The sequence below is a fragment of the Endozoicomonas sp. SCSIO W0465 genome, from assembly GCF_023716865.1.
In the GTDB taxonomy this organism is placed as follows: Bacteria; Pseudomonadota; Gammaproteobacteria; order Pseudomonadales; family Endozoicomonadaceae; genus Endozoicomonas.
In genome coordinates this window covers 2623149-2642707 of record NZ_CP092417.1, presented here as the reverse complement: position 1 = coordinate 2642707, position 19559 = coordinate 2623149, and the positions used below count along the sequence as shown (strand labels likewise).

The 19559-nt window shown below is 48.4% G+C and carries 18 protein-coding genes and 1 pseudogene; 9 read left to right on the top strand and 10 right to left on the bottom strand.

Features of this window, described 5'->3' with window-relative positions:
* Window positions 1-16: 16 nt before the first annotated feature.
* Window positions 17-971: pseudogene (locus tag MJO57_RS11445) on the top strand (IS1595 family transposase).
* A 474-nt stretch (window positions 972-1445) separates the two neighbouring features.
* Here the strand turns inward: MJO57_RS11445 and MJO57_RS11440 are convergent.
* Window positions 1446-1556, bottom strand: a complete 111-nt coding sequence (locus MJO57_RS11440; protein WP_252025418.1) for a DUF4357 domain-containing protein — start codon at window positions 1554-1556, stop codon at window positions 1446-1448.
* A gap of 393 nt (window positions 1557-1949) precedes the next feature.
* Between MJO57_RS11440 and MJO57_RS11435 the strand changes: the two genes are divergently transcribed.
* The gene (locus tag MJO57_RS11435; protein ID WP_256493340.1) at window positions 1950-2354 is read left to right on the top strand and encodes a (deoxy)nucleoside triphosphate pyrophosphohydrolase; all 405 of its coding nucleotides are present in this window, start codon (window positions 1950-1952) and stop codon (window positions 2352-2354) included.
* Window positions 2355-2391: 37 nt separating this feature from the next.
* Here the strand turns inward: MJO57_RS11435 and MJO57_RS11430 are convergent, their stop codons facing one another.
* The 5 genes from MJO57_RS11430 to MJO57_RS11410 all read right to left on the bottom strand — a co-directional run bounded on the left by MJO57_RS11430 (window position 2392) and on the right by MJO57_RS11410 (window position 6776).
* Window positions 2392-3900 (bottom strand): DUF3427 domain-containing protein, encoded by a 1509-nt coding sequence (locus tag MJO57_RS11430; RefSeq protein WP_252025415.1) that lies wholly within the window; start codon window positions 3898-3900, stop codon window positions 2392-2394.
* Between the two features lie 50 nt (window positions 3901-3950).
* Window positions 3951-4808 carry an IS3 family transposase gene (locus MJO57_RS11425; RefSeq protein WP_252027012.1) on the bottom strand — a complete coding sequence of 286 codons (858 nt, stop codon included), beginning with the start codon at window positions 4806-4808 and terminating at the stop codon, window positions 3951-3953.
* A gap of 11 nt (window positions 4809-4819) precedes the next feature.
* Entirely contained in the window at window positions 4820-4963 is a 144-nt protein-coding gene (locus MJO57_RS11420; RefSeq protein ID WP_252025413.1) for a hypothetical protein, read from the bottom strand.
* Between the two features lie 273 nt (window positions 4964-5236).
* The gene (locus MJO57_RS11415; RefSeq protein WP_252017306.1) at window positions 5237-6193 is read right to left on the bottom strand and encodes an IS1595 family transposase; all 957 of its coding nucleotides are present in this window, start codon (window positions 6191-6193) and stop codon (window positions 5237-5239) included.
* Between the two features lie 37 nt (window positions 6194-6230).
* Window positions 6231-6776 carry a hypothetical protein gene (locus tag MJO57_RS11410; protein WP_252024335.1) on the bottom strand — a complete coding sequence of 182 codons (546 nt, stop codon included), beginning with the start codon at window positions 6774-6776 and terminating at the stop codon, window positions 6231-6233.
* Between the two features lie 375 nt (window positions 6777-7151).
* Between MJO57_RS11410 and MJO57_RS11405 the strand changes: the two genes are divergently transcribed.
* Window positions 7152-7418 carry a hypothetical protein gene (locus tag MJO57_RS11405; RefSeq protein WP_252025411.1) on the top strand — a complete coding sequence of 89 codons (267 nt, stop codon included), beginning with the start codon at window positions 7152-7154 and terminating at the stop codon, window positions 7416-7418.
* Between the two features lie 31 nt (window positions 7419-7449).
* Here the strand turns inward: MJO57_RS11405 and MJO57_RS11400 are convergent, their stop codons facing one another.
* Both MJO57_RS11400 and MJO57_RS11395 read right to left on the bottom strand, forming a co-directional pair.
* Window positions 7450-7869, bottom strand: coding sequence for a hypothetical protein (locus tag MJO57_RS11400; protein WP_252025409.1), 420 nt, complete (start codon window positions 7867-7869; stop codon window positions 7450-7452).
* Between the two features lie 55 nt (window positions 7870-7924).
* Complete coding sequence (locus MJO57_RS11395; protein WP_252025407.1) at window positions 7925-8968, bottom strand: YafY family protein; 1044 nt, start codon at window positions 8966-8968, stop codon at window positions 7925-7927.
* A gap of 327 nt (window positions 8969-9295) precedes the next feature.
* Here MJO57_RS11395 and MJO57_RS11390 point away from each other — a divergent pair, with 327 nt between their 5' ends.
* Genes MJO57_RS11390 through MJO57_RS11380 form a run of 3 tightly spaced genes read left to right on the top strand, consistent with a single transcriptional unit; the run spans window position 9296 to window position 12742 of the window.
* Window positions 9296-11230 carry a type I restriction-modification system subunit M gene (locus MJO57_RS11390; RefSeq protein WP_252025405.1) on the top strand — a complete coding sequence of 645 codons (1935 nt, stop codon included), beginning with the start codon at window positions 9296-9298 and terminating at the stop codon, window positions 11228-11230.
* On the top strand, window positions 11211-11945 hold the full coding sequence (locus MJO57_RS11385; RefSeq protein ID WP_252025403.1) for a hypothetical protein: 735 nt from the start codon (window positions 11211-11213) through the stop codon (window positions 11943-11945). Before MJO57_RS11390 ends, MJO57_RS11385 begins: the two co-directional genes overlap by 20 nt.
* A complete protein-coding gene (locus MJO57_RS11380) occupies window positions 11936-12742 on the top strand; it encodes a restriction endonuclease subunit S (protein ID WP_252025401.1) in 807 nt (268 codons plus the stop codon). The genes MJO57_RS11385 and MJO57_RS11380 overlap by 10 nt, the downstream gene beginning before the upstream one ends.
* Here the strand turns inward: MJO57_RS11380 and MJO57_RS11375 are convergent.
* Together MJO57_RS11375 and MJO57_RS11370 are read right to left on the bottom strand one after the other, a co-directional pair.
* Window positions 12633-13910, bottom strand: a complete 1278-nt coding sequence (locus MJO57_RS11375) for an IS4 family transposase (protein ID WP_256493275.1) — start codon at window positions 13908-13910, stop codon at window positions 12633-12635. The genes MJO57_RS11380 and MJO57_RS11375 overlap by 110 nt on opposite strands.
* A gap of 21 nt (window positions 13911-13931) precedes the next feature.
* Window positions 13932-14312, bottom strand: coding sequence for a hypothetical protein (locus tag MJO57_RS11370; RefSeq protein ID WP_252025397.1), 381 nt, complete (start codon window positions 14310-14312; stop codon window positions 13932-13934).
* A gap of 57 nt (window positions 14313-14369) precedes the next feature.
* Between MJO57_RS11370 and MJO57_RS11365 the strand changes: the two genes are divergently transcribed.
* From MJO57_RS11365 to MJO57_RS11355, 3 genes are all read left to right on the top strand, one after another.
* A protein-coding gene (locus tag MJO57_RS11365) for an IS3 family transposase (RefSeq protein WP_252017319.1) occupies window positions 14370-15940 on the top strand; the annotation gives its coding sequence in 2 pieces (ribosomal slippage) (window positions 14370-14844 and window positions 14844-15940; 1572 coding nt in all).
* Window positions 15941-15971: 31 nt separating this feature from the next.
* Window positions 15972-16292 (top strand): restriction endonuclease subunit S, encoded by a 321-nt coding sequence (locus MJO57_RS11360; protein ID WP_252025395.1) that lies wholly within the window; start codon window positions 15972-15974, stop codon window positions 16290-16292.
* 79 nt (window positions 16293-16371) lie between these two features.
* The gene (locus tag MJO57_RS11355) at window positions 16372-19449 is read left to right on the top strand and encodes a type I restriction endonuclease subunit R (protein ID WP_252025393.1); all 3078 of its coding nucleotides are present in this window, start codon (window positions 16372-16374) and stop codon (window positions 19447-19449) included.
* The last annotated feature ends 110 nt before the right edge of the window (window positions 19450-19559 follow it).

Below are 19559 nucleotides of genomic sequence, written 5' to 3'. Positions count from 1 at the left end.
TTTGGAGGTAAAACTGATGTGTAAAAACACCATTCAGTTCCAAAAAGGCCTTGGCATTATGCAATTTCTGGCTAATTACGGCAGTGAAGAGCAGTGTGAGAACGCGCTGTCCTCTTGGCGCTGGCCAGATGGCTTCCAATGCCCGAAGTGTGGCTCCCGCAGTTTCTGCAAGCTTCACCGGAAAGCTGAATTCCAGTGCAATTGCTGCCGTTGCCAAACCTCGCTTACCAGTAACACTATCTTTGACTCAACAAAGCTGCCTCTAGCTACCTGGTTTCTGGGTATCTATCTCGTCACCCAGAATAAAGCGGGGATTTCTTGCCTGACGCTTCATCGACAACTTGGCATTTCCTACAATGCCGCATTGCGCATGAAACACAAACTCATGCAGGTCATGATGGAAAGAGATAACAGCTGGCAGTTGAGTGGTTTTGTTCAGATTGATGACGCCTATTGGGGCGGAGAGCGCCACAGAGGCCGCCGGGGCAGAGGCTCAGAGAACAAAGCCCCCTTCGTGGCCGCAGTTCAGACAGATGCTGATAACCACCCTATCTACATGAAGTTCAATGCCGTTGATAACTTCCGGCGAAAAAATTCAGGAGTGGGCAGAACATGCCCTGAAAAAGGGTGTCCGGGCCGTCAGCGATGGCTTGTCCTGTTTCCGGGGTATTGAAGATGCCGGATGCCAGCACACAGCCATCATTACCGGTGGTGGGCATGCATCCATGGAGAATGAGTTGTTCACCTGGGTAAATACCATGCTGGGAAACGTGAAAACAGCGATTACCGGTACTTACCATAAGCTCGACCCCAAGCATCTGGGCCGTTATCTATCAGAGTTCAACTATCGGTTTAACCGGCGTTTTGATATGCCTTCAATGATCTCAAGGCTAGGTCGGGCTGCAGTCAATACAGCACCGATGCCGGATCGACTTCTCAAACTGCCAGACGTCCAGTGGAAACCGGGTTAGCCATCAACCGATAATTGAAAGTCAGTTGACGTATTAATATCATTATTTCGAATGATGATGTGGGTCTTTGCTTGTTCGGAGCGGTTATGAAACCGAATTTAGTTGATAATCTGGAGAACAAGCCGTCATGATGCCTGCTCCACCGGTAATACTGGAGAGGTTCTATTATTTCTGGCTCTTTTCGTATTGCAGACTGCTGATTTCATAAATCAGGCTGGAATCCTCCTGTGGCAGGGCTTGGCAATATTTAGCCAGCAGTTTCCTGAAGGCATTGTATATCAAGGCCTTTGGCCAATTTTCATTGCAGAGCAGTCTGTAACCCGAAAAGAGCCTTATTTCTTTACCGGGTTATAGACATAAAGAATGAAAAGCTGCACGTATATTCTTAAATTATCTTTCCCTGTGTCATGACGTACGATCAGTGGTAATCAGGAAACTCTTTAAAGTCTGATTATTACTATGCTGTAAGTCCATTCACACTGCCGCCAGCTGAACAAAGCTGGCCGCCGTACTTGGGCTGGCAAACTCATAGTCCTCGTTAAATATAAAATACTCACCATCAAGAGTGATAATGCCCTTTTCCAATAGACGTTCTCTGTTTTTGACAACATTTCTGCAGTGCGCAGCCCGGTCGGGCTACCATGGACCAGAAAGAGTTTGATGGTTGCCGGTTGCATGGGAAAGATTATCTCTGAGTGGTACCTGGCTCAACACGGGCAGTCAGTTTGCGCCATCATAGCACTCAGAGTGTGGACGGAATAGACCGATAACTTACTTGGTAACGGCCTGTTCAGGATTAAGCTGTCACTACGTAGTAACAATTTCAAGTAGGCAGTATTTCATCCTTTGCTCTTTCCCCACTGAATCAGTTAATTTTAGTGTTTTTGGGATCATCGGGCTTGAGTATGCTAAGCACACCATGTCCAAGCACTTTCAATATTAAGGCCTTTTCAGGAGCACGCTTAAGAGAAAAGAAACATTAAAGTAGTAGGAGCCATTATTCATAACGACGCCAATGAAATTCTCTGTGCCTTGCGTTCAGGTACGATGAGTTTACCGAATCTCTGGGAGTTTCCCGGTGGCAAGATTGAAGAAGGCGAACAGCCAAAAGAAACACTGCGCCGAGAAATTCAGGAAGAGTTGGGTTGTGATATAGAAGTGTTTGATCTGGTAGAGGATACCACCTACGACTATGGCAATATAATCATCAATTTGCTTACTTACCATGCCCGGATAGTCGCGGGTAAACCCGTCCCGGCAGAGCATGCGGCGTTGCTCTGGTTATCGGTGACGAGTTTGCAAAGCCTGGTTTGGGCTCCGGCTGATATTCCAGCGGTCCAGCGTTTAATGGCGGCACACACTGAAGTTGCCGAACCAGCCTGACCACGGCCTGGTCACTTTCTCAAGTCCGGGCACCGATCTATTCGGTCAAATCTTCAAAAATATCTAAAGGTACAGCGTTGTGCAGCTTCCAGATCACGCTCATGGGTTTGTCTCCGGAGCTGCTGACATAGTCCACCTGGCCTAAATACATAAACGGCAGGGTGATGTTGTATTGCTTTACCTGTTTTCGCACAAAAAGATGGATATGGTAGCCTTGCTGTTTGTGGTGAACGTAATGCTGGCCGACGTTGGAACTGTGTGAAGTCTGATTCTGACTTTGCCAATGGAAGGTGCGGGGGTCCATAAAGTAGTCTTTATAGTGGAGGTGGGCATCGACTGCTTGATCCTTGTTCAGGTTAATGAACAAAAAGTAGTCTTGGCCTACCCGTTTTACTCCTTCCCGCCATGAGCCACGCATTGCGGTGTCTTCCGAGAGAAACTGAATATCATTCCGGGTGTAATTTTGGTAGATAATAAAGTGCTCACCGTTGCCCAGGAAGGCGGCGGGTTTGAAATGTCGGCGGAATTGTTTCAGTCCGTAATTGACACGATCGCTGATGTAACTTTTAGCGAATTCGCCAGAATTGACCAATGTGATAAAATTTTGGTCTAAATGAAACACTTCATTGCCTAAGGTGCCGAAAGCCCATGACATATTACGGTGAGGTAAGGCCAATGATGCCATGGCTGATAGAATCAGCGGTTTATGCTGGTGGCTGTCGATGGCCTGGTTAAAGTAACGGATGAGTTGTTGCTCAATATCCAGTACATTGATCGAGGTTTGTTGTTGCTCAACTGCCGCCAGCAATAGGATAAATTCATAGGGCCATTTGATCGGGCACATGGCTTCCAGTCTTTCAGCGACCTGTTGCAGATATGGGTTGTTTTGCAACTCTACTGGGTTCCCCTCTTGGTCATGGCATTTAATTTTGGTGTTATACAAGGAGCCAAATTTTGAGAAAAAGAAGTTCGGGTTTGGGGCATTTTCTGCGGTAAAAAAGTCCAGTATTTCTGGTGAGCTGCCCAATTCCTTTTTAAACTGTGCATACAGTTGTTTCAGGTATTCAGTATTGTCCAGGCGGATACTGTCGAGTTTTGTCAGAATTTTTTCTTTGGTGATTTCATCCAACTCGACATAACAGCCGGCCGGCAGGTCAGCAAACTCATGGCTAACCGCTCGTTTGAGGGTATCTTTATCAAAGTCTCTGCGGCCACTTTCACCACTCAGTGCCAAAGGCACCATGTAGGAGTTTTGATGGTTCCCGATAAAATCCAGCACAGTAACATACTCTTTGCCTTCTGACTTTCTCAATCCACGGCCAAGCTGTTGAATAAAAATCGTAGAAGAGTCTGTCGGTCTGAGGAAGAGCAATAAGTTTACCCGGGGAATATCGACACCTTCATTGAAGATATCCACGGTAAAAATAACTTCTAATGGATGGTTTGGATCTTGTAAGTTGATAATCTCTGACTGACGTTCCTGAGGATCAGACAGGCCAGTTAATACCTTACTGGTAATGCCCCTGTCATTAAAAGACTGGCTCATAAACGCAGCATGGTCACGGTTGTAGTGGTCAAGTAAAAATGGACACCTGATTAAGCCGCTTTCCTGAGTTCTTGTTGCTCAAAGTCCACAGGGCTCATGTAACCAAGATAAGAGTGAAGTCTGCGGTTGTTGTAGAACAAAATATAATCAACAACTGTCACCTCAACATCTGCCCTTGTTTCGAAAATATAATGGTCAGTCCTTTCTCGTTTCATACTGCCAAAAAATCGCTCCGTTACCGCATTATCCCAGCAATTTCCCTTACGACTCATACTGCATATCATGCCGTATTCCCTGAGCTGAGCCTGATAGTCCAGCGAGGCGTACTGGCTTCCCTGATCTGAGTGGTGAAGCACTTCCGAACCAGGCTTACGACTCCACCACGCCATTCTCAAGGCTTCCAGCGGCAGCTCTGTGGTCATACGCTTGTCCATTGACCAGCCTACTATCTTCCGGGAATAGAGATCCATAACCACTGCCAGATACAGCCAGCCTTCGCGAGTCCATAGATAAGTGATATCAGTCGTATAGATCCTGTTTGCCTCTGTGACAGCAAACTCCCTGTTCAGAAGATTTTCTGCTACCGGAAGCTTATGCTTGCTATTCGTCGTCACCTTGAATTTTTTTGCATACTTCACAACCAGTCCCAAGCGCTTCATCAGTGTTGCTGCTTGATAGCGGCCAATATTGTAACCCTTGCCTTGCAGGGCTTTTGCCATTCTCCGGCTGCCATATGAGCGATCGGAGTCGATAAAAATTTGTTGTGCATCAGACTCCAGGCGGAACTGCTTGGCCAGAGAGTCCTTCTGATGTTCCTGTTGATTCTGCCAGCGATAAAAGCCACTGCGCCCAACCTGCATTACTTTACAGAGCACCTGCACCGGATAGGCCTCCTTCTCCTGTTGTATAAATGCAAATCTTACAACAGGTCTTTCGCGAAGAAGGACGTCGCCTTTTTTAATATTTCCTGTTCCATTTTCAACTGGCGGTTTTCAGCTTCCAGCTCTTTTATTCGCTGCTGATCAGGCGTCAAAGCTTGCTGCCCTTTGCCTGGAAAAGACATTTCCTTTCCTGATTACCACTGATCGTACGTCATGACACAGGGAAAGATAATTTAAGAATATACGTGCAGCTTTTCATTCTTTATGTCTATAACCCGGTAAAGAAATAATAGAACCTCTCCAGTATTACCGGTGGAGCAGGCATCATGACGGCTTGTTCTCCAGATTATCAACTAAATTCGGTTTCATAACCGCTCCGAACAAGCAAAGACCCACATCATCATTCGAAATAATGATATTAATACGTCAACTGACTTTCAATTATCGGTTGATGGCTAACCCGGTTTCCACTGGACGTCTGGCAGTTTGAGAAGTCGATCCGGCATCGGTGCTGTATTGACTGCAGCCCGACCTAGCCTTGAGATCATTGAAGGCATATCAAAACGCCGGTTAAACCGATAGTTGAACTCTGATAGATAACGGCCCAGATGCTTGGGGTCGAGCTTATGGTAAGTACCGGTAATCGCTGTTTTCACGTTTCCCAGCATGGTATTTACCCAGGTGAACAACTCATTCTCCATGGATGCATGCCCACCACCGGTAATGATGGCTGTGTGCTGGCATCCGGCATCTTCAATACCCCGGAAACAGGACAAGCCATCGCTGACGGCCCGGACACCCTTTTTCAGGGCATGTTCTGCCCACTCCTGAATGGTTTTTCGCCGGAAGTTATCAACGGCATTGAACTTCATGTAGATAGGGTGGTTATCAGCATCTGTCTGAACTGCGGCCACGAAGGGGGCTTTGTTCTCTGAGCCTCTGCCCCGGCGGCCTCCGTGGCGCTCTCCGCCCCAATAGGCGTCATCAATCTGAACAAAACCACTCAACTGCCAGCTGTTATCTCTTTCCATCATGACCTGCATGAGTTTGTGTTTCATGCGCAATGCGGCATTGTAGGAAATGCCAAGTTGTCGATGAAGCGTCAGGCAAGAAATCCCCGCTTTATTCTGGGTGACGAGATAGATACCCAGAAACCAGGTAGCTAGAGGCAGCTTTGTTGAGTCAAAGATAGTGTTACTGGTAAGCGAGGTTTGGCAACGGCAGCAATTGCACTGGAATTCAGCTTTCCGGTGAAGCTTGCAGAAACTGCGGGAGCCACACTTCGGGCATTGGAAGCCATCTGGCCAGCGCCAAGAGGACAGCGCGTTCTCACACTGCTCTTCACTGCCGTAATTAGCCAGAAATTGCATAATGCCAAGGCCTTTTTGGAACTGAATGGTGTTTTTACACATCAGTTTTACCTCCAAAACACATGACTATCGACGTTTATTATAGCAGCTGGCTCACGACGTAGGGTCGGTGGTAATCAGGAATTTCTTTAACGGAACTGGCTAAAAGATCACTGTCGCAAGGAGGTTTGATATCCGATTCGGTGACTGTGCTGTCAATAGCCACAGTGCGCCCTTTTTCAATACCCTGATCTTTAGCGGTCATTAGCTGACAGTTATTAATCCGTTCCCATGTAGATGCAGTAAGAAGGCTGATGAGCCCATGCAAACTGGAGCGACTGGGGCGCTGGTTTGGTTCGAGGCGACAAAAGTCTCGAAAGAGCATGGAGTCCATCAAAACAAACGACAAGTAGTCATAATCACAATTCAAATACTGTTTCAGGAGTGCCGCACGAAGAACGGATTCTGCTGATAGTCCGTTCCGCCCAGTGTTCTGTTTATCACCAGAACTTAAGTCCTCATAAATCCAGTCATTGAACTGTGGATGGGCGTCAAGCCATTGCGAGATACCGGAAAGCTGGGAGCAGATTTCATGAGGTACGTAATGGAGTTCCATACTACACTGCGGGTTGCGTTTTTTGCGCATTTGGAGTCCTCTGTTTTTGGCAATCCCTTATGTTTCTTGCTCTTGGGAAGTTTAGTCGCCAGATAGCAGTAGGGCTCCACTTAATTTTTCAGGGTAAAATCTACAGTTTTCAATTGGTTGTGTTTTTGGACGAGAACTAGCTATTGTTCTGAGCTTCGATAGAAGGCCGAAGCTCTTAATAATAGCCCGTTAATCTGCCTTAAAACCGCCTCTATATCACGCACTTTCGTACGGCAATTTAAGCCAGTGTACAGCGCAGTGCTCTCACCTTATTTTTAGCCAGCGTCCTTGGCTGGTAGCTAAGCAGCTTATACGGACGTGCTACAGGGACATCACCCATAAGGAGGTGGCACAATAATCTATCGGAGAACGATAATGGCTAAAAGTAAAAACGAGAGCAAAACGGCAGAGAAGCCTGAAGGAAAAACCAAGAAGGAAAAATTTATCGAACTGGCAGAGGTTCGGGTCCCCAAAGCCTTGAAGCAGATTGCTATGATCGGCAGCCTGTCAGACAAGACTAAGTTTGAGTACACCGAGAAAGAGGTCAAGCAGATCCATGATGCCTTACAGTCCGCTCTGGATCGGATGAAAGCCCGGTTTGAAAATGGAGAGGACACAAAGGAGGGATTTAAGCTGGTTTGATCTATAGCCCCGTTTCGGGGCTACTCTGCAATTACTGGTTCAACATATCCACAACCCTCAGATCAATAAGCGAAGGCAGCTCGTTGTCATTCTCCACTATAAACTCCTTGAGATCATCAATGGGCATTTCATAAATGCTCACGAACCGGTCTTTCGATAGACAACAGTTTTCCTCAGTATCCGTTGGGTCATAGTATTTGCCTCCTACACGAATAACCGCCTTGCCAAAGAAACAATGGTTGGAAATGATGCCAAGCACATAGTGCAGGTCATCAAAGTCTTGCTCGTGCAGGTTTAGCAGGTAGTCAGCTGCTGTTTTGTAACTGTTTTGCCGGTCGACTGGAATACTCAGCCTTTGGATTGCAGTAGGAAGCGGGTGCAGGGGCACCTCCTGAACCTTTGGGGTTACCCCAAAGCGTTGAAAGAACTCCTTGATATAGTCTGCCATCATAACGTTGTCCCTATTGTTATGTTTGGAATTTGATTGCCGGAGAACCAGCACTGTTTTATTCAGCTATTTCCTCATCAACTGGCTGGTAATCAATGTCCCAGGCATCCTTACCGAAACCATTAATCCAGAACTTGAGCTGAAGTGAGTCCATAGCGGTGGCGCTGATTTCATAGCAGTCCTTATGCTCAATGTACGTTTGATCTTCAGATAGTCTGGATTCCAGAATATGAAGCCCAGCCTCCTTATCAACGCGGAAAGACAGCTTCACTTTTTTGCCCTCCCCGAATGAGAACCGCGCCTCATCGTTGTACTGCTTCAGGTCAAACCCCTCTGGTCGTTCAAAAGTCATTGAGGTTGAGTGAGCGGATAGCATGCTGTGCATCGCCAGATTCCGTTCATCGTCATAACCCTTGAACCGGCAGACCAGGAACAACCGAGGCCCTTGTTGAGCTAGCCCCAGAGGCATGACGGTTTTTTCTTTTACCTCTCCACCAGCATTCCTGTAGGTAATATCCAGCCAGTAGTTGTTGTAGAGAGCACAGCTGACTTCATTGAACACATCCGGTTGCAATTCGGGCGGTAACAATGGCTGTGTCTCAGGTGCCACCACCACCTTGGATAACCACTGAATCTCCTTGGCGGGGTCTTGGGCATGGCTGATATTTCGGTTGGCTTCCTCAAAAAAGCCAGACATGGAGTCCATCAAGCTGCAGGGCAACAGGTTCTTCAATGTCTTGTGCGCCATTTGCAGAATCAGTGACTCCTGAATACTCAGGGCGTTCACCGTAAAGCCCACAGCCTGCTGGCTCCACCGGTAGCCATAAGGTTTACTGCGGTTATTCATATCAATGGGGAAATGACTGCTCTCTACCAGAGACTTCATATGTCGTTGAATGGTGTGGATATCCCGGTCCAATCCAATCTCGGCCAGCTGTTGTTTCAGCTGTTGAGCAGTAATCCACCAGCTTTTGGGGATGCGTTTCAGTAACTCAATGATGAGAATGGTGGTTTCCAGAGAAGATTGTCGTTTATTCATATCCTTGTCAGACTCCGCAAAACAGGTGTAGCATAGAAAGCTCACTTCATCGCCATTCGGCATCGCTTTCCCGTTTCAGAATCCCATCATAAAACAGCCCTGCGACGAGTTGTGTCGCATGCAAACCAAAAATTGAAAATTTTTTTAGATTTTTACTTCGACAAGACACGACTACCGCCAAACACCTTACATGCGTACAATGACTGATTACCTAAAACTGCACCTCTGAGCTATCTGGTCCCATGCTCCCCAAAGTCAATAAAAGACGGCGGTAAAATCCACGGGCGGTAGCGTCGATTCATATCATCTTCTGTAAAGCACCCTATGGCGATTAAAAAATCCGAACTGTACTCATCTCTCTGGGCCAGCTGCGACGAGCTGCGGGGCGGGATGGATGCCAGCCAGTACAAAGACTATGTGCTGGTGATGCTCTTTGTGAAATACATCAGCGATAAATTTGTCGGCCAGTTCAGCCCGCCGGTGAAAATCCCGACAGGTGCCACCTTTGCGGATATGGTTGCCCTGAAAGGCAAGCCCACCATAGGCGACGACATCAATAAGAAAATCATTATTCCCTTGCGTGATGCCAACAAGCTCACCGGGATGCCGGACTTTAACGATCCGGACAAACTCGGCAGCGGCAAAGAGATGGTGGAAAAACTCACCAACCTGATCGCTATTTTTGAAAGCAAAGACCTGGACTTCAGTAAGAACAGGGCCGATGGCGACGATATTCTCGGCGATGCCTATGAATACCTGATGCGTCACTTCGCCTCTGAAAGTGGCAAGAGCAAAGGGCAGTTTTATACCCCGGCAGAAGTGAGCCGCATACTTGCCAAGGTGATCGATATTGAGAAAATCGATAGCCGTGGCTACTCCGTGTACGACCCGACCTGTGGTTCCGGCTCATTACTCCTGAAAGTGGCGGACGAAGCCGGTGAACACGTTTCCCTCTACGGCCAGGAGAAAGATGCCACCACCAGCGGCCTGGCGCGGATGAACATGATTCTGCACAACAACCCCACCGCGCAAATTCGCCAGGGCAACACCCTGGCCAACCCGCTGTTTACCGAGGGTGACAGCCTGAAAACCTTCGATTTCGTGGTGGCCAATCCGCCGTTCAGCGATAAACGCTGGGGCAGTGGTGTGGATGCGGAAGAGGACCCGCACTACCGTTTTCAGAGCTACGGCGTGCCACCGGCCAAGAACGGCGATTATGCTTACCTGCTGCATATTATCCGCAGCCTGAAAAGCCATGGTAAAGGTGCCTGCATTTTGCCTCATGGTGTGTTGTTCCGGGGTAATGCCGAGGCAACGATTCGTCAGTCCCTGGTGGAACGGGGTTATATCAAAGGCATTATCGGGCTGCCTGCCAACCTGTTTTATGGCACCGGCATTCCGGCCTGTGTGATTGTTATTGATAAAGAAGGCGCGGCGGCACGCAAAGGCATCTTTATGGTGGATGCCGGTAAAGGCTTTATCAAAGATGGCAATAAGAACCGTCTGCGGGAGATGGATATCCATAAGATTGTGGATGTGTTCAACAAGCAGATCGCCATAGACGGTTACAGCCGTATGGTCAGCTACGATGAAATCCGCAAAAACGAATTCAACCTCAATATTCCCCGATACATTGACAGCTCCGTGGCGGAAGATATTCAGGATATCGATGCCCATCTCCACGGTGATATTCCCAAGGTGGATATTGATGCACTGCACCACTACTGGCAGGTATTTCCGACCCTGAAAACCACGCTGTTTGCTACCGCTGCCCGCTCTGAGAATTACTACACGCTCCAGGTCAGTACAGAAGCGCTTAAGCCAACCATTTACGAACATGCGGAATTTGTCGCTTACACCAAGGAGATGAACCAGGTATTTACTGGCTGGAAAACCGCCACCCAAATCTACCTGAAGCAGCAGGATGACGGTTGCAAACCCAAGGCGATGATTGAGGAGATCAGCGAATCACTGCTGAGCGCCTACACCGGCAAACCGCTGCTGGACAAGTACGATGTTTACCAGCACCTGATGAACTATTGGGCAGATACCATGCAGGACGACTGCTACCTGATCTCTGCCGATGGTTGGGAAGCGAAAACCTATCAGATCATCGAGGTTAAAAAAGGCAAAGAGGTGATCAAAGGCTGGACCTGCGACCTGATTCCCAAATACCTGGTGATTAACCGTTACTTTGCTGGAGAGCAAGCTGCCATTGATCAGCTGATTGCCAATAAAGAGCAACTGGAAAGCCAACTGGAAACCTTGCAGGAAGAGCGAAGAGCACAGCGGCGAAGATGGGGTATTGAACGACGTTGGCAGTAAAGCCGAGGCTGCTGCGGTACTGATGGAGTATCAGGAGTTGGCGTGGGCAGCGCTGGATGCCGCAACCCATCAGGAATACACCGTTATACAAAAGCGGCTGGAAACCACCATTGACGATTTTAATGAGCTAAAAAACGACAGCTTTCTGGATGCCCTGAAAAACAGCAAAGGCACCATCACCGCCAAAGCGGTGAAGGATCGCCTGAAGCGCACGGGCGACCGGGAAGAGACTGATACTCTCAATGAGTTCCTGACCACCGAAGCCACTATCAAAGAATGGCGCAAAACCTGCCGGGTGCTCTGGTCGGATGCCCTGACGCTGATTGACCGAACGATTTACCCCGACAACGAAGACCGGGACAACCTGAAAGAGATTGTGGTGCTGAACCGCTATCTGGAATTGCTGGACGATATCGCCACAGAAAAAAGGGCGATCAAACATGAAGAGCTGGAACTGGATAAAGCCCTGTACGAGCACTACCCGGCGCTGACAGAAGACGAGATCAAACAACTGGTGGTGGACGACAAATGGCTAATGACCATTGACCGGGATGTGCATACCGAGATGGATCGCATCAGCCAGCGGCTGACCCAGCGGATTAAAGAGCTGGCGGATCGCTATGAAACCTCGTTGCCGCAATTTAACCAGCGCGTGGTAAGGCTGGAACAGGCGGTGGGTAAACATCTGGTGAAGATGGGGTTTGTATGGAACTGAAGCCGGGGTATAAGCAGACTGAGGTTGGGGTGATTCCGGAGGATTGGTCAGCAATATCACTTGGCAATCTTGCACAAATTCAGCGTGGAGCTTCACCTCGCCCTATCGATAGCCCAGTTTGGTTTGATGAAAACTCCAAAACTGGTTGGTTGAGAATTTCTGATGTATCAAAGTCTAACAAGTATTTAAAAAACACTTTACAAAGTCTATCCGATAAGGGAATCGCTAATAGCCGCTTTGTTCCTTCCAAAAGCTTGGTAATGAGTATCTGTGCCACGGTAGGTCGGCCAATCATTACTCTAAAAGATGTTTGTATACACGATGGGTTTGTGGTTTTTGGCAACTTAAAAACCAATATGGACTTTCTATATTATGTGTTAACAGATCTTGAAAAAGATTGGTCAAAGCATGGTCAAACTGGCTCCCAGATGAACCTGAATACGGGATTAATTAACTCCACTAAAATCCCGCTGCCACCAACCAAAGCCGAACAACAAGCCATTGCCAACGCCCTGAGCGATATGGATACCCTAATCCAGTCGTTGGAGCAGCAGATCATCAAAAAGCAGCAGATTAAGCAAGGGGCTATGCAGTCGCTGCTTAATCCTTATGATGAAAATGGCAACCTGAAAAATGGCTGGTTGACTAAACCTCTTTCAGAATTAGCTGAAATTCTTAAGGTAGACATTAAGCTCCACCCACTGCACAGAAGCCTAATCTTGTACGCCCTGAACAACCATCCCGTGCAGGGTGTTCTCGTTTCGCATTATTTCCCCAGAAGTCCAGTAGCTTTTTAATGCATGAGACCAATGATTTTCCTGCATTCATCAACGATGAAATCACATTACCAAACAGGTGAGTCCCACTTTTCATCACCTTGTGCGTCGAGATTTCCTCAATGCTCCCACTTTCACTGAGGTTCGCCTGTGCAGCATGGGCAAGGTACCTTTTCAACGTCACAACCACAAAGGACATCAGAATCAGGCTAAACACCAGTGTCGCTGATTTGGTGTTAAAACGATGCCACCCTGAATAGGATTTGATCTCTTTGAAAATCAGCTCTATCTGCCACCGTAGACGATAGGCCTGGAGCACATCACTCAAGGTGAACTCCACCCGGTTCAGGTTGGTCACAACGAAAACCCACTTCTGTTTTTTGTCATTCCAGCGGACAACCAAGCGGAATGGCCAGGCTTTGAATCCCGGCCATTCTACATCCAGGTCGAGGCACTGGTCTTTGGGGAAGCCAGACAGTACATCCTTCAGTTTTTGTCCTTTGTAGCGATTGAGATTCTTGCCATCCTCCCGTACCGCGCTGAGTATCGTCGGGTTGATACTCTGAGGTGCCTTGCAGATAAAAGAACCCTCCCTGTCATCAATAGCGGCAAAGAGTTCCAGCTCAAAATAACCGGCATCCATTAGCATCAGGATATAGGCCATGGATGTTGGCAGTGGTGGCAGACAGTCTCTTTCTGAACGGGTATCTTCAGTCAGCTGCACCCGCACCAGGTTGTTGGTGAGAAGATCCATTGTCGTATGAAGCTCGACGGCAGCAGGACTGACCGTTGAGAACCTGCCGGGAAATGCTTCTTTCAGGGCATCATAGACAGCTTGTGACGAACCGTCCTGAATCAGAATGTGCTCAAACTCTGAAAATGGACTGTCTTCATCAAACGCCATGAGTTTGCGGGAAAATATTTCCAGACACTGCACCCATAGCCACAGGATAAGAGTAGGCAGCGCGTCCTTTTTAGCTTGATTTGCCCAAGAACGATAAGAGACATTCAGCCCCGTCAACTCGTTAAATTTACGGTGTAGATCCGCCAGGGTATCGCAGTTTCCATCACCAGCGAGGGCATCAATCAGTGAGAGGATAAAATCCAAAGGACGGATATCTCGCTGTCGTATAGTAAAACCAAGCTGTTCCGCCATACTTAGGAGTTCTGACCGGTCGAAACAGGTCAACAGTTTTTTTCAACTAATCTACTATTTGCAGTACTCATCTTGTTCAGCCATTGATAATGGTTTCGAAGCTTTATTGTGGCTGTTCAAGGTGGGTTCTGCCGCCGGAAACGAACCTTTTTTGAGCTTAATGTCTACCCTAAGAGCTGAAATTAGGAGTGGTGGAACACCAAGTACAAACATTTCTGAATATTGGGGTAATGATTTGCTGTGGTGCACCCCAACTGATATCACAGCACTTGATGGCAAAAAATATCTGACTGATACCAAGCGCAAGATAACACACAAAGGACTAGCTTCAAGTTCAGCGGAATTATTACCTCCAAAGTCAATCGTTATGACTTCTCGCGCAACTATTGGAGAATGTGCTGTCACAATGAGCGAGATGACCCCCTGTGTCAGCATAGTTGTCGCCTCTCCTGAAATTAGAAATCTCAACAGGGGGCGGTCTATGAGTAATCAATGGCCCGCTATTCAGAAGAGTTCAAAGAGTCCATCATTCAGAAGATGATGCCACCCAATAATGTGCCAGTTTCGCAGTTGGTACGTGAGACTGGTATCTCTGATGTGACCCTGTACACTTGGCGAAAGAAAGCAGTATCTAAAGGAGTGCCTGTGCCGGGCGACGGAAAGAATCCAGATCAATGGACAACTGAAAACAAGTTAGCCGTAATCATTGAAACGGCTGCGTTAAATGAAGCAGAAATGGCTGAATACTGTCGTAAAAAAGGTCTGTTTGCTGAACAAATTCAGCAGTGGAAGGCTGCCTTTATTAACAGTGTTTCTGTCCAGCCTGAAAGTCAGTCAAAACAGCGTAAGGCGCTGTCTGACGAACACAAAAAAGATAAGAAAACCATCAAAAAGCTTGAGCGTGAACTCAATCGCAAGGACAAGGCGTTAGCAGAAACTGCTGCCTTGCTGGTACTCACAAAAAAGGCCCAAGAGATCTGGGGGGCGCCAGAGGACGATTAGTCTCTCTCCCGGATCGACAAAATGCTGTTAGCCTGATTAAACAGGCAGTTAAAGATGGGGCTCGTCAGTCAAAAGCCTGCAAAGCCCTTGGTCTTACAGAAAGAACTGTACAACGCTGGATGCAGGGTGATGACGTGCGCGCAGATAATCGCAAAAATGCTGACAGGCCAGAACCGGTTAACAAGTTTTCTGAAGCTGAGCGACAGGCGATTGTTGACGTCTGTAACAGCGAGCGGTTCAAAAGCCTTCCGCCCAGCCAGATTGTGCCCACATTGTTAGATGAAGGTCTCTATATGGGGTCTGAAAGGACATTTTACCGGGTGTTGGAGGAAACAGGGCAACAGCATCATCGGGGCAGTGCTGCCAAGCCAAACAGGTATAAGCCAACGTCCTGGTGTGCTACCGGACCCAACCAGGTCTGGTCCTGGGATATTACCTATCTGCGCTCTCCGATACGGGGGCAGTTTTATTACCTGTACCTGGTGATAGACATCTTTAGTCGTATGATTGTTACATGGGAAATTCATGAAACCGAATCAGCTGAGCATGCATCAGAAATGATCACTAAAGCCTGTATCAAACAGGGAATTGCAGCCTTGGAGTGGCCACTGGTTCTGCACTCAGATAATGGTAGTCCCATGAAGGGTGGCACTATGCTGTCAACACTGCAGCGTCTTGGGGTCGTGAGCTCATTCAGTCGTCCCCGGGTCAGTGATGATAACCCCTTTTCCGAGGCCATATTCAGAACCCTGAAATACCGCCCTGGTTATCCGCGCACGCCATTTGCTGATCTTGAAGCAGCACGTAGCTGGGTGCATGGTTTTGCCCAATGGTACAACGAAGAGCACAAGCACAGTGGGCTGAAATTTCTGACACCCGGGCAAAGGCATCGTGGTGAAACCAAGGTGCTTATGGCTAACCGCAGAAAGGTTTATGAACAAGCCAAAGAACGTCACCCAGAGCGCTGGGGAAAGAGGTCAACAAGGAACTGGGATCTGGCTGATGAAGTCTGGTTGAATCCCGACAGACCTGCTGATGATCAACTAAGCAAAGCCGCTTAAGTTGAGGCGACAACTATGTTGACAAACACCGATGACAACTAATCAAGGCTTTAAGAATTTCATACCCAATGCTGAAACTGATCTTGAGTTCCTCTTTTACCTACTGAAGATGCAAACACCGGGTTTTATTGGTTTGTGTAGTGGGAGTACATTCTTAGAAATCAGTAAACTTCAGGTGGCGAGCTATAAGGTTTCAGTACCCTGGCAAAAGAAGCAGCAAGAAAAAATATCTTCGGCCTTAGCAAGTATGGATGATGATATTTCTGTACTACAAGATAAGCTCGCTAAGCACCAAACTCTCAAACAAGGCATGATGCAAAACCTGCTCACCGGCACCGTCCGCCTCGTTTAACCACCCCTTACCCCCTTCAACCGCCGGCAGCACACTTTCACACCCTGCCGGTACTTCCCCTATTTTCAAGGAGAACGCCATGGCTGGCTCCGGTACCGTAACCAAACCCGAACGGGCCACCCAAAACCGGGTGGTGAAAACCCTGTTTCAGGATCAACTGGGCTATCACTATCTGGGCGACTGGGAAGACCGCCCCAATAACAGCAATGTGGAAGAAACCCGGTTAACGGGCTTTCTGGTGGGCAAGGGTTACAACAGCGCCGCCATCAGCCGGGCGGTCACCCAACTGAAAGCCGCCGCCAGTGAACAGAGCAAAAGCCTCTACCAAAGCAATAAAGCTTTTTATGAGCTGCTCCGTTTCGGCGTGAATGTGAAAACGGATGCAGGCAATCTTACCGAAACCGTCCAGGTGATTGACTGGCACAACCCCGAAGACAACGACTTTGCCATTGCCGAAGAGGTCACCGTCTTTGGTGAACGGGAAAAACGCCCGGATGTGGTGCTCTACGTCAACGGTATCGCCGTGGCGGTGCTGGAGCTGAAAAACAGCCGTGAATCCGTGGGCAAAGCCATACGACAGAGCAATACCAATCAGCGGGACGATTTTATCCGCTCCTTTTTCAATACCGTCCAGTTTGTTTTTGCCGGTAACGATTCGGAGGGTTTGAAATACGGCACCATCCTGACGCCGGAAAAGTTCTTCCTCACCTGGAAAGAGGACGAGGCGGACAACAGCGGTTACAAGCTGGATAAATACCTGGGCAAACTGTGCGAGAAACGGCGGTTTATTGAGCTGCTGTACGACTTTGTACTGTTTGATGGCGGCATCAAAAAACTGCCACGGGTGCATCAATACTTTGGGGTGAAAGCGGCACAGGAACATATCCGTCGGCGGGAAGGCGGGATTATCTGGCACACCCAGGGCAGTGGCAAAAGTATCACCATGGTGTTGCTGGCCAAGTGGATTCTGGAAAACAAGCCCGATGCCCGGGTGCTGGTGATTACCGACCGAGTGGAACTGAACGACCAGATTGAGCGGGTGTTTACCGATGCCGGTGAAGCCATCTCCACCACGAGCAGCGGCCGTGATTTGATGGCCCAGCTTGGCCAGGCCAAACCCCGGCTGATCTGCTCGCTGGTGCATAAGTTCGGCCGCCGGGAGGTGGATGACCTGGATGCCTATATCAAAGAACTGGGCAAGCAGGAACGCCATGCAGTGGGGGATATCTACGTGTTTGTGGATGAGTGCCATCGCACCCAGAGCGGCAGTTTGCACCGACTGATGAAGGCGATTCTGCCCGGTGCGCTGTTTATTGGTTTTACCGGCACGCCGTTGCTGAAAAAGGATAAAGCCACCAGCCTTGAGGTGTTTGGCAAATACATTCACACCTATAAGTTCAACGAGGCTGTGGAAGACGGTGTGGTGCTGGATTTGGTCTATGAGGCCCGGGATATTGACCAGCGACTGAAATCCCAGGGCAAGGTGGATGAGTGGTTTGACGCCAAAACCAAACCGTTGAATGACTACCAGAAATCCGAACTGAAAAAAATGTGGGGCACTATGCAAAAGGTATTGAGTGCCCGCTCTCGGATGAATGTGGTGGTGAGCGATATCATTCTGGATTTCAATACCAAACAACGGCTCAGCTCGCAGTCGGGTAATGCCATTCTGGTGGCTTCCAGCATTTATGAGGCGTGCCGTTATTATCAGATTTTTCAGGAGACGGAGCTGAAGGGTAAGTGTGCGGTGGTTACCTCCTATAACCCGCAGACCAAAGATATCGCCACCGAAGGCACCGGCAATAATACTGAGACGGATAAAGAGTTTGTCTTCCGGGTTTATGAACAACTGCTGAAGGATGTGAAGCCGGAAGCGGGCAAAACCAAGACCGAAACTTACGAATCCAAAGCTAAATCTCTGTTCACCAAAGAACCGGCCAATATGAAACTGCTGATCGTGGTGGATAAGCTGCTGACCGGTTTTGATGCGCCCAGCTGTACGTATCTTTATATTGATAAATCCATGCAGGATCACGGTCTGTTTCAGGCGATCTGCCGGGTGAACCGGCTGGATACGGAAGATAAGATTAACGGCTATATCATTGACTACAAAGACCTGTTTAATAAAGTGGGCAAGGCGGTTGCGGTTTATACCAGTGAGCTGGATTACGACGACTTTAAGGAAGAGGATTGTGAGATTCTACTCAAGCAGCGGCTGGAAGAAGGTCGGGAGCGGCTGGACAATGCCCTGGAAGCCATCGAGATGCTGTGTGAGCCGGTGCCGCCGCCCAGGGGGGATCTGGAGTTTATCCATTACTTCTGTGGTAATAGCGAGATGGCGGCAGACCTCAAGGCAAAAGAACCTTTGCGGGCTGCGCTCTATAAATCGACGGTGGCGCTGATCCGGGCTTATGCCAATATTGCCGATGAACTTGTGGCTGCGGGTTATACCGCTAAACGGATTGAGCAGATCAAAGAGCGGCTGGATTTTTATGTGAAGCTGCGGGAGCTGATTCGCCGTTCCAGCAATGAGGTGATTGACCTTAAAGCCTATGAAGCGGATATGCGTCACCTGATTGATACTTATATTCAGGCGGATGATTCGGTGGAGATTTCCCCGTTCAAGGATACGCCGCTGATTGACGTGATTGTGCGCAGTGGTATGGCCGAGGCGATCCGGACAGAACTGGGGCGGATGAAGGGCAATCAACAGGCGGTGTCGGAAGCCATTGAAAATAACGTACGCAGCCGCATTATCGAGAGCCAGCTGAATGACCCGGCCTATTTTGACAAGATGTCTACACTGCTTGATGAGCTGATTCGCCAGCGCAAGCAGAATGCCATTGAGTACGAAAAGTATCTGAAGGAAATTGCCGAGCTGGCGAACAAAGTCGTGACCGGGCAAAAGGATGATATGCCTGCGGCGTTGGATACTCCGGCAAAGCGTATGCTCTACAATAACCTGGGTGAAGATGAGGCGTTGGTGTTAAAAGTGGATGCCGCAGTTAGAGCCAATCTGATGGATGCCTGGCGTGGGGATGAGGCCAAGGAGAGCTATATACTCAATGCGCTCTATGAGATTCTGCAAGATGAGGATGAAACGTTTCGTGTTTTCAATCTTATCTCTAATCAGCAAGAGTATTTATCAGGAGCCTGAATGCCCGAAATGACGTTAGGAGGTATTGATATTGAGGTGGTGCAAAAGAATATCAAGAATGTTCACCTGAGCGTTCTGCCACCGGAAAAGGTCAGGTTCGGGTTTCTGCA

What these genes read in the sequence shown, in the direction of transcription:
- MJO57_RS11430 (WP_252025415.1), bottom strand. Translation starts at nt 3,900, where the DNA reads ATGAGCCAGTCTTTTAATGACAGGGGCATTACCAGTAAGGTATTAACT.
- MJO57_RS11420 (WP_252025413.1), bottom strand. Translation starts at nt 4,963, where the DNA reads ATGTCTTTTCCAGGCAAAGGGCAGCAAGCTTTGACGCCTGATCAGCAG.
- MJO57_RS11415 (WP_252017306.1), bottom strand. Translation starts at nt 6,193, where the DNA reads ATGTGTAAAAACACCATTCAGTTCCAAAAAGGCCTTGGCATTATGCAA.
- MJO57_RS11410 (WP_252024335.1), bottom strand. Translation starts at nt 6,776, where the DNA reads ATGCGCAAAAAACGCAACCCGCAGTGTAGTATGGAACTCCATTACGTA.
- MJO57_RS11405 (WP_252025411.1), top strand. Translation starts at nt 7,152, where the DNA reads ATGGCTAAAAGTAAAAACGAGAGCAAAACGGCAGAGAAGCCTGAAGGA.
- MJO57_RS11400 (WP_252025409.1), bottom strand. Translation starts at nt 7,869, where the DNA reads ATGATGGCAGACTATATCAAGGAGTTCTTTCAACGCTTTGGGGTAACC.
- MJO57_RS11395 (WP_252025407.1), bottom strand. Translation starts at nt 8,968, where the DNA reads ATGCCGAATGGCGATGAAGTGAGCTTTCTATGCTACACCTGTTTTGCG.
- MJO57_RS11390 (WP_252025405.1), top strand. Translation starts at nt 9,296, where the DNA reads ATGGATGCCAGCCAGTACAAAGACTATGTGCTGGTGATGCTCTTTGTG.
- MJO57_RS11380 (WP_252025401.1), top strand. Translation starts at nt 11,936, where the DNA reads ATGGAACTGAAGCCGGGGTATAAGCAGACTGAGGTTGGGGTGATTCCG.
- MJO57_RS11370 (WP_252025397.1), bottom strand. Translation starts at nt 14,312, where the DNA reads ATGCTGACACAGGGGGTCATCTCGCTCATTGTGACAGCACATTCTCCA.
- MJO57_RS11360 (WP_252025395.1), top strand. Translation starts at nt 15,972, where the DNA reads ATGACAACTAATCAAGGCTTTAAGAATTTCATACCCAATGCTGAAACT.
- MJO57_RS11355 (WP_252025393.1), top strand. Translation starts at nt 16,372, where the DNA reads ATGGCTGGCTCCGGTACCGTAACCAAACCCGAACGGGCCACCCAAAAC.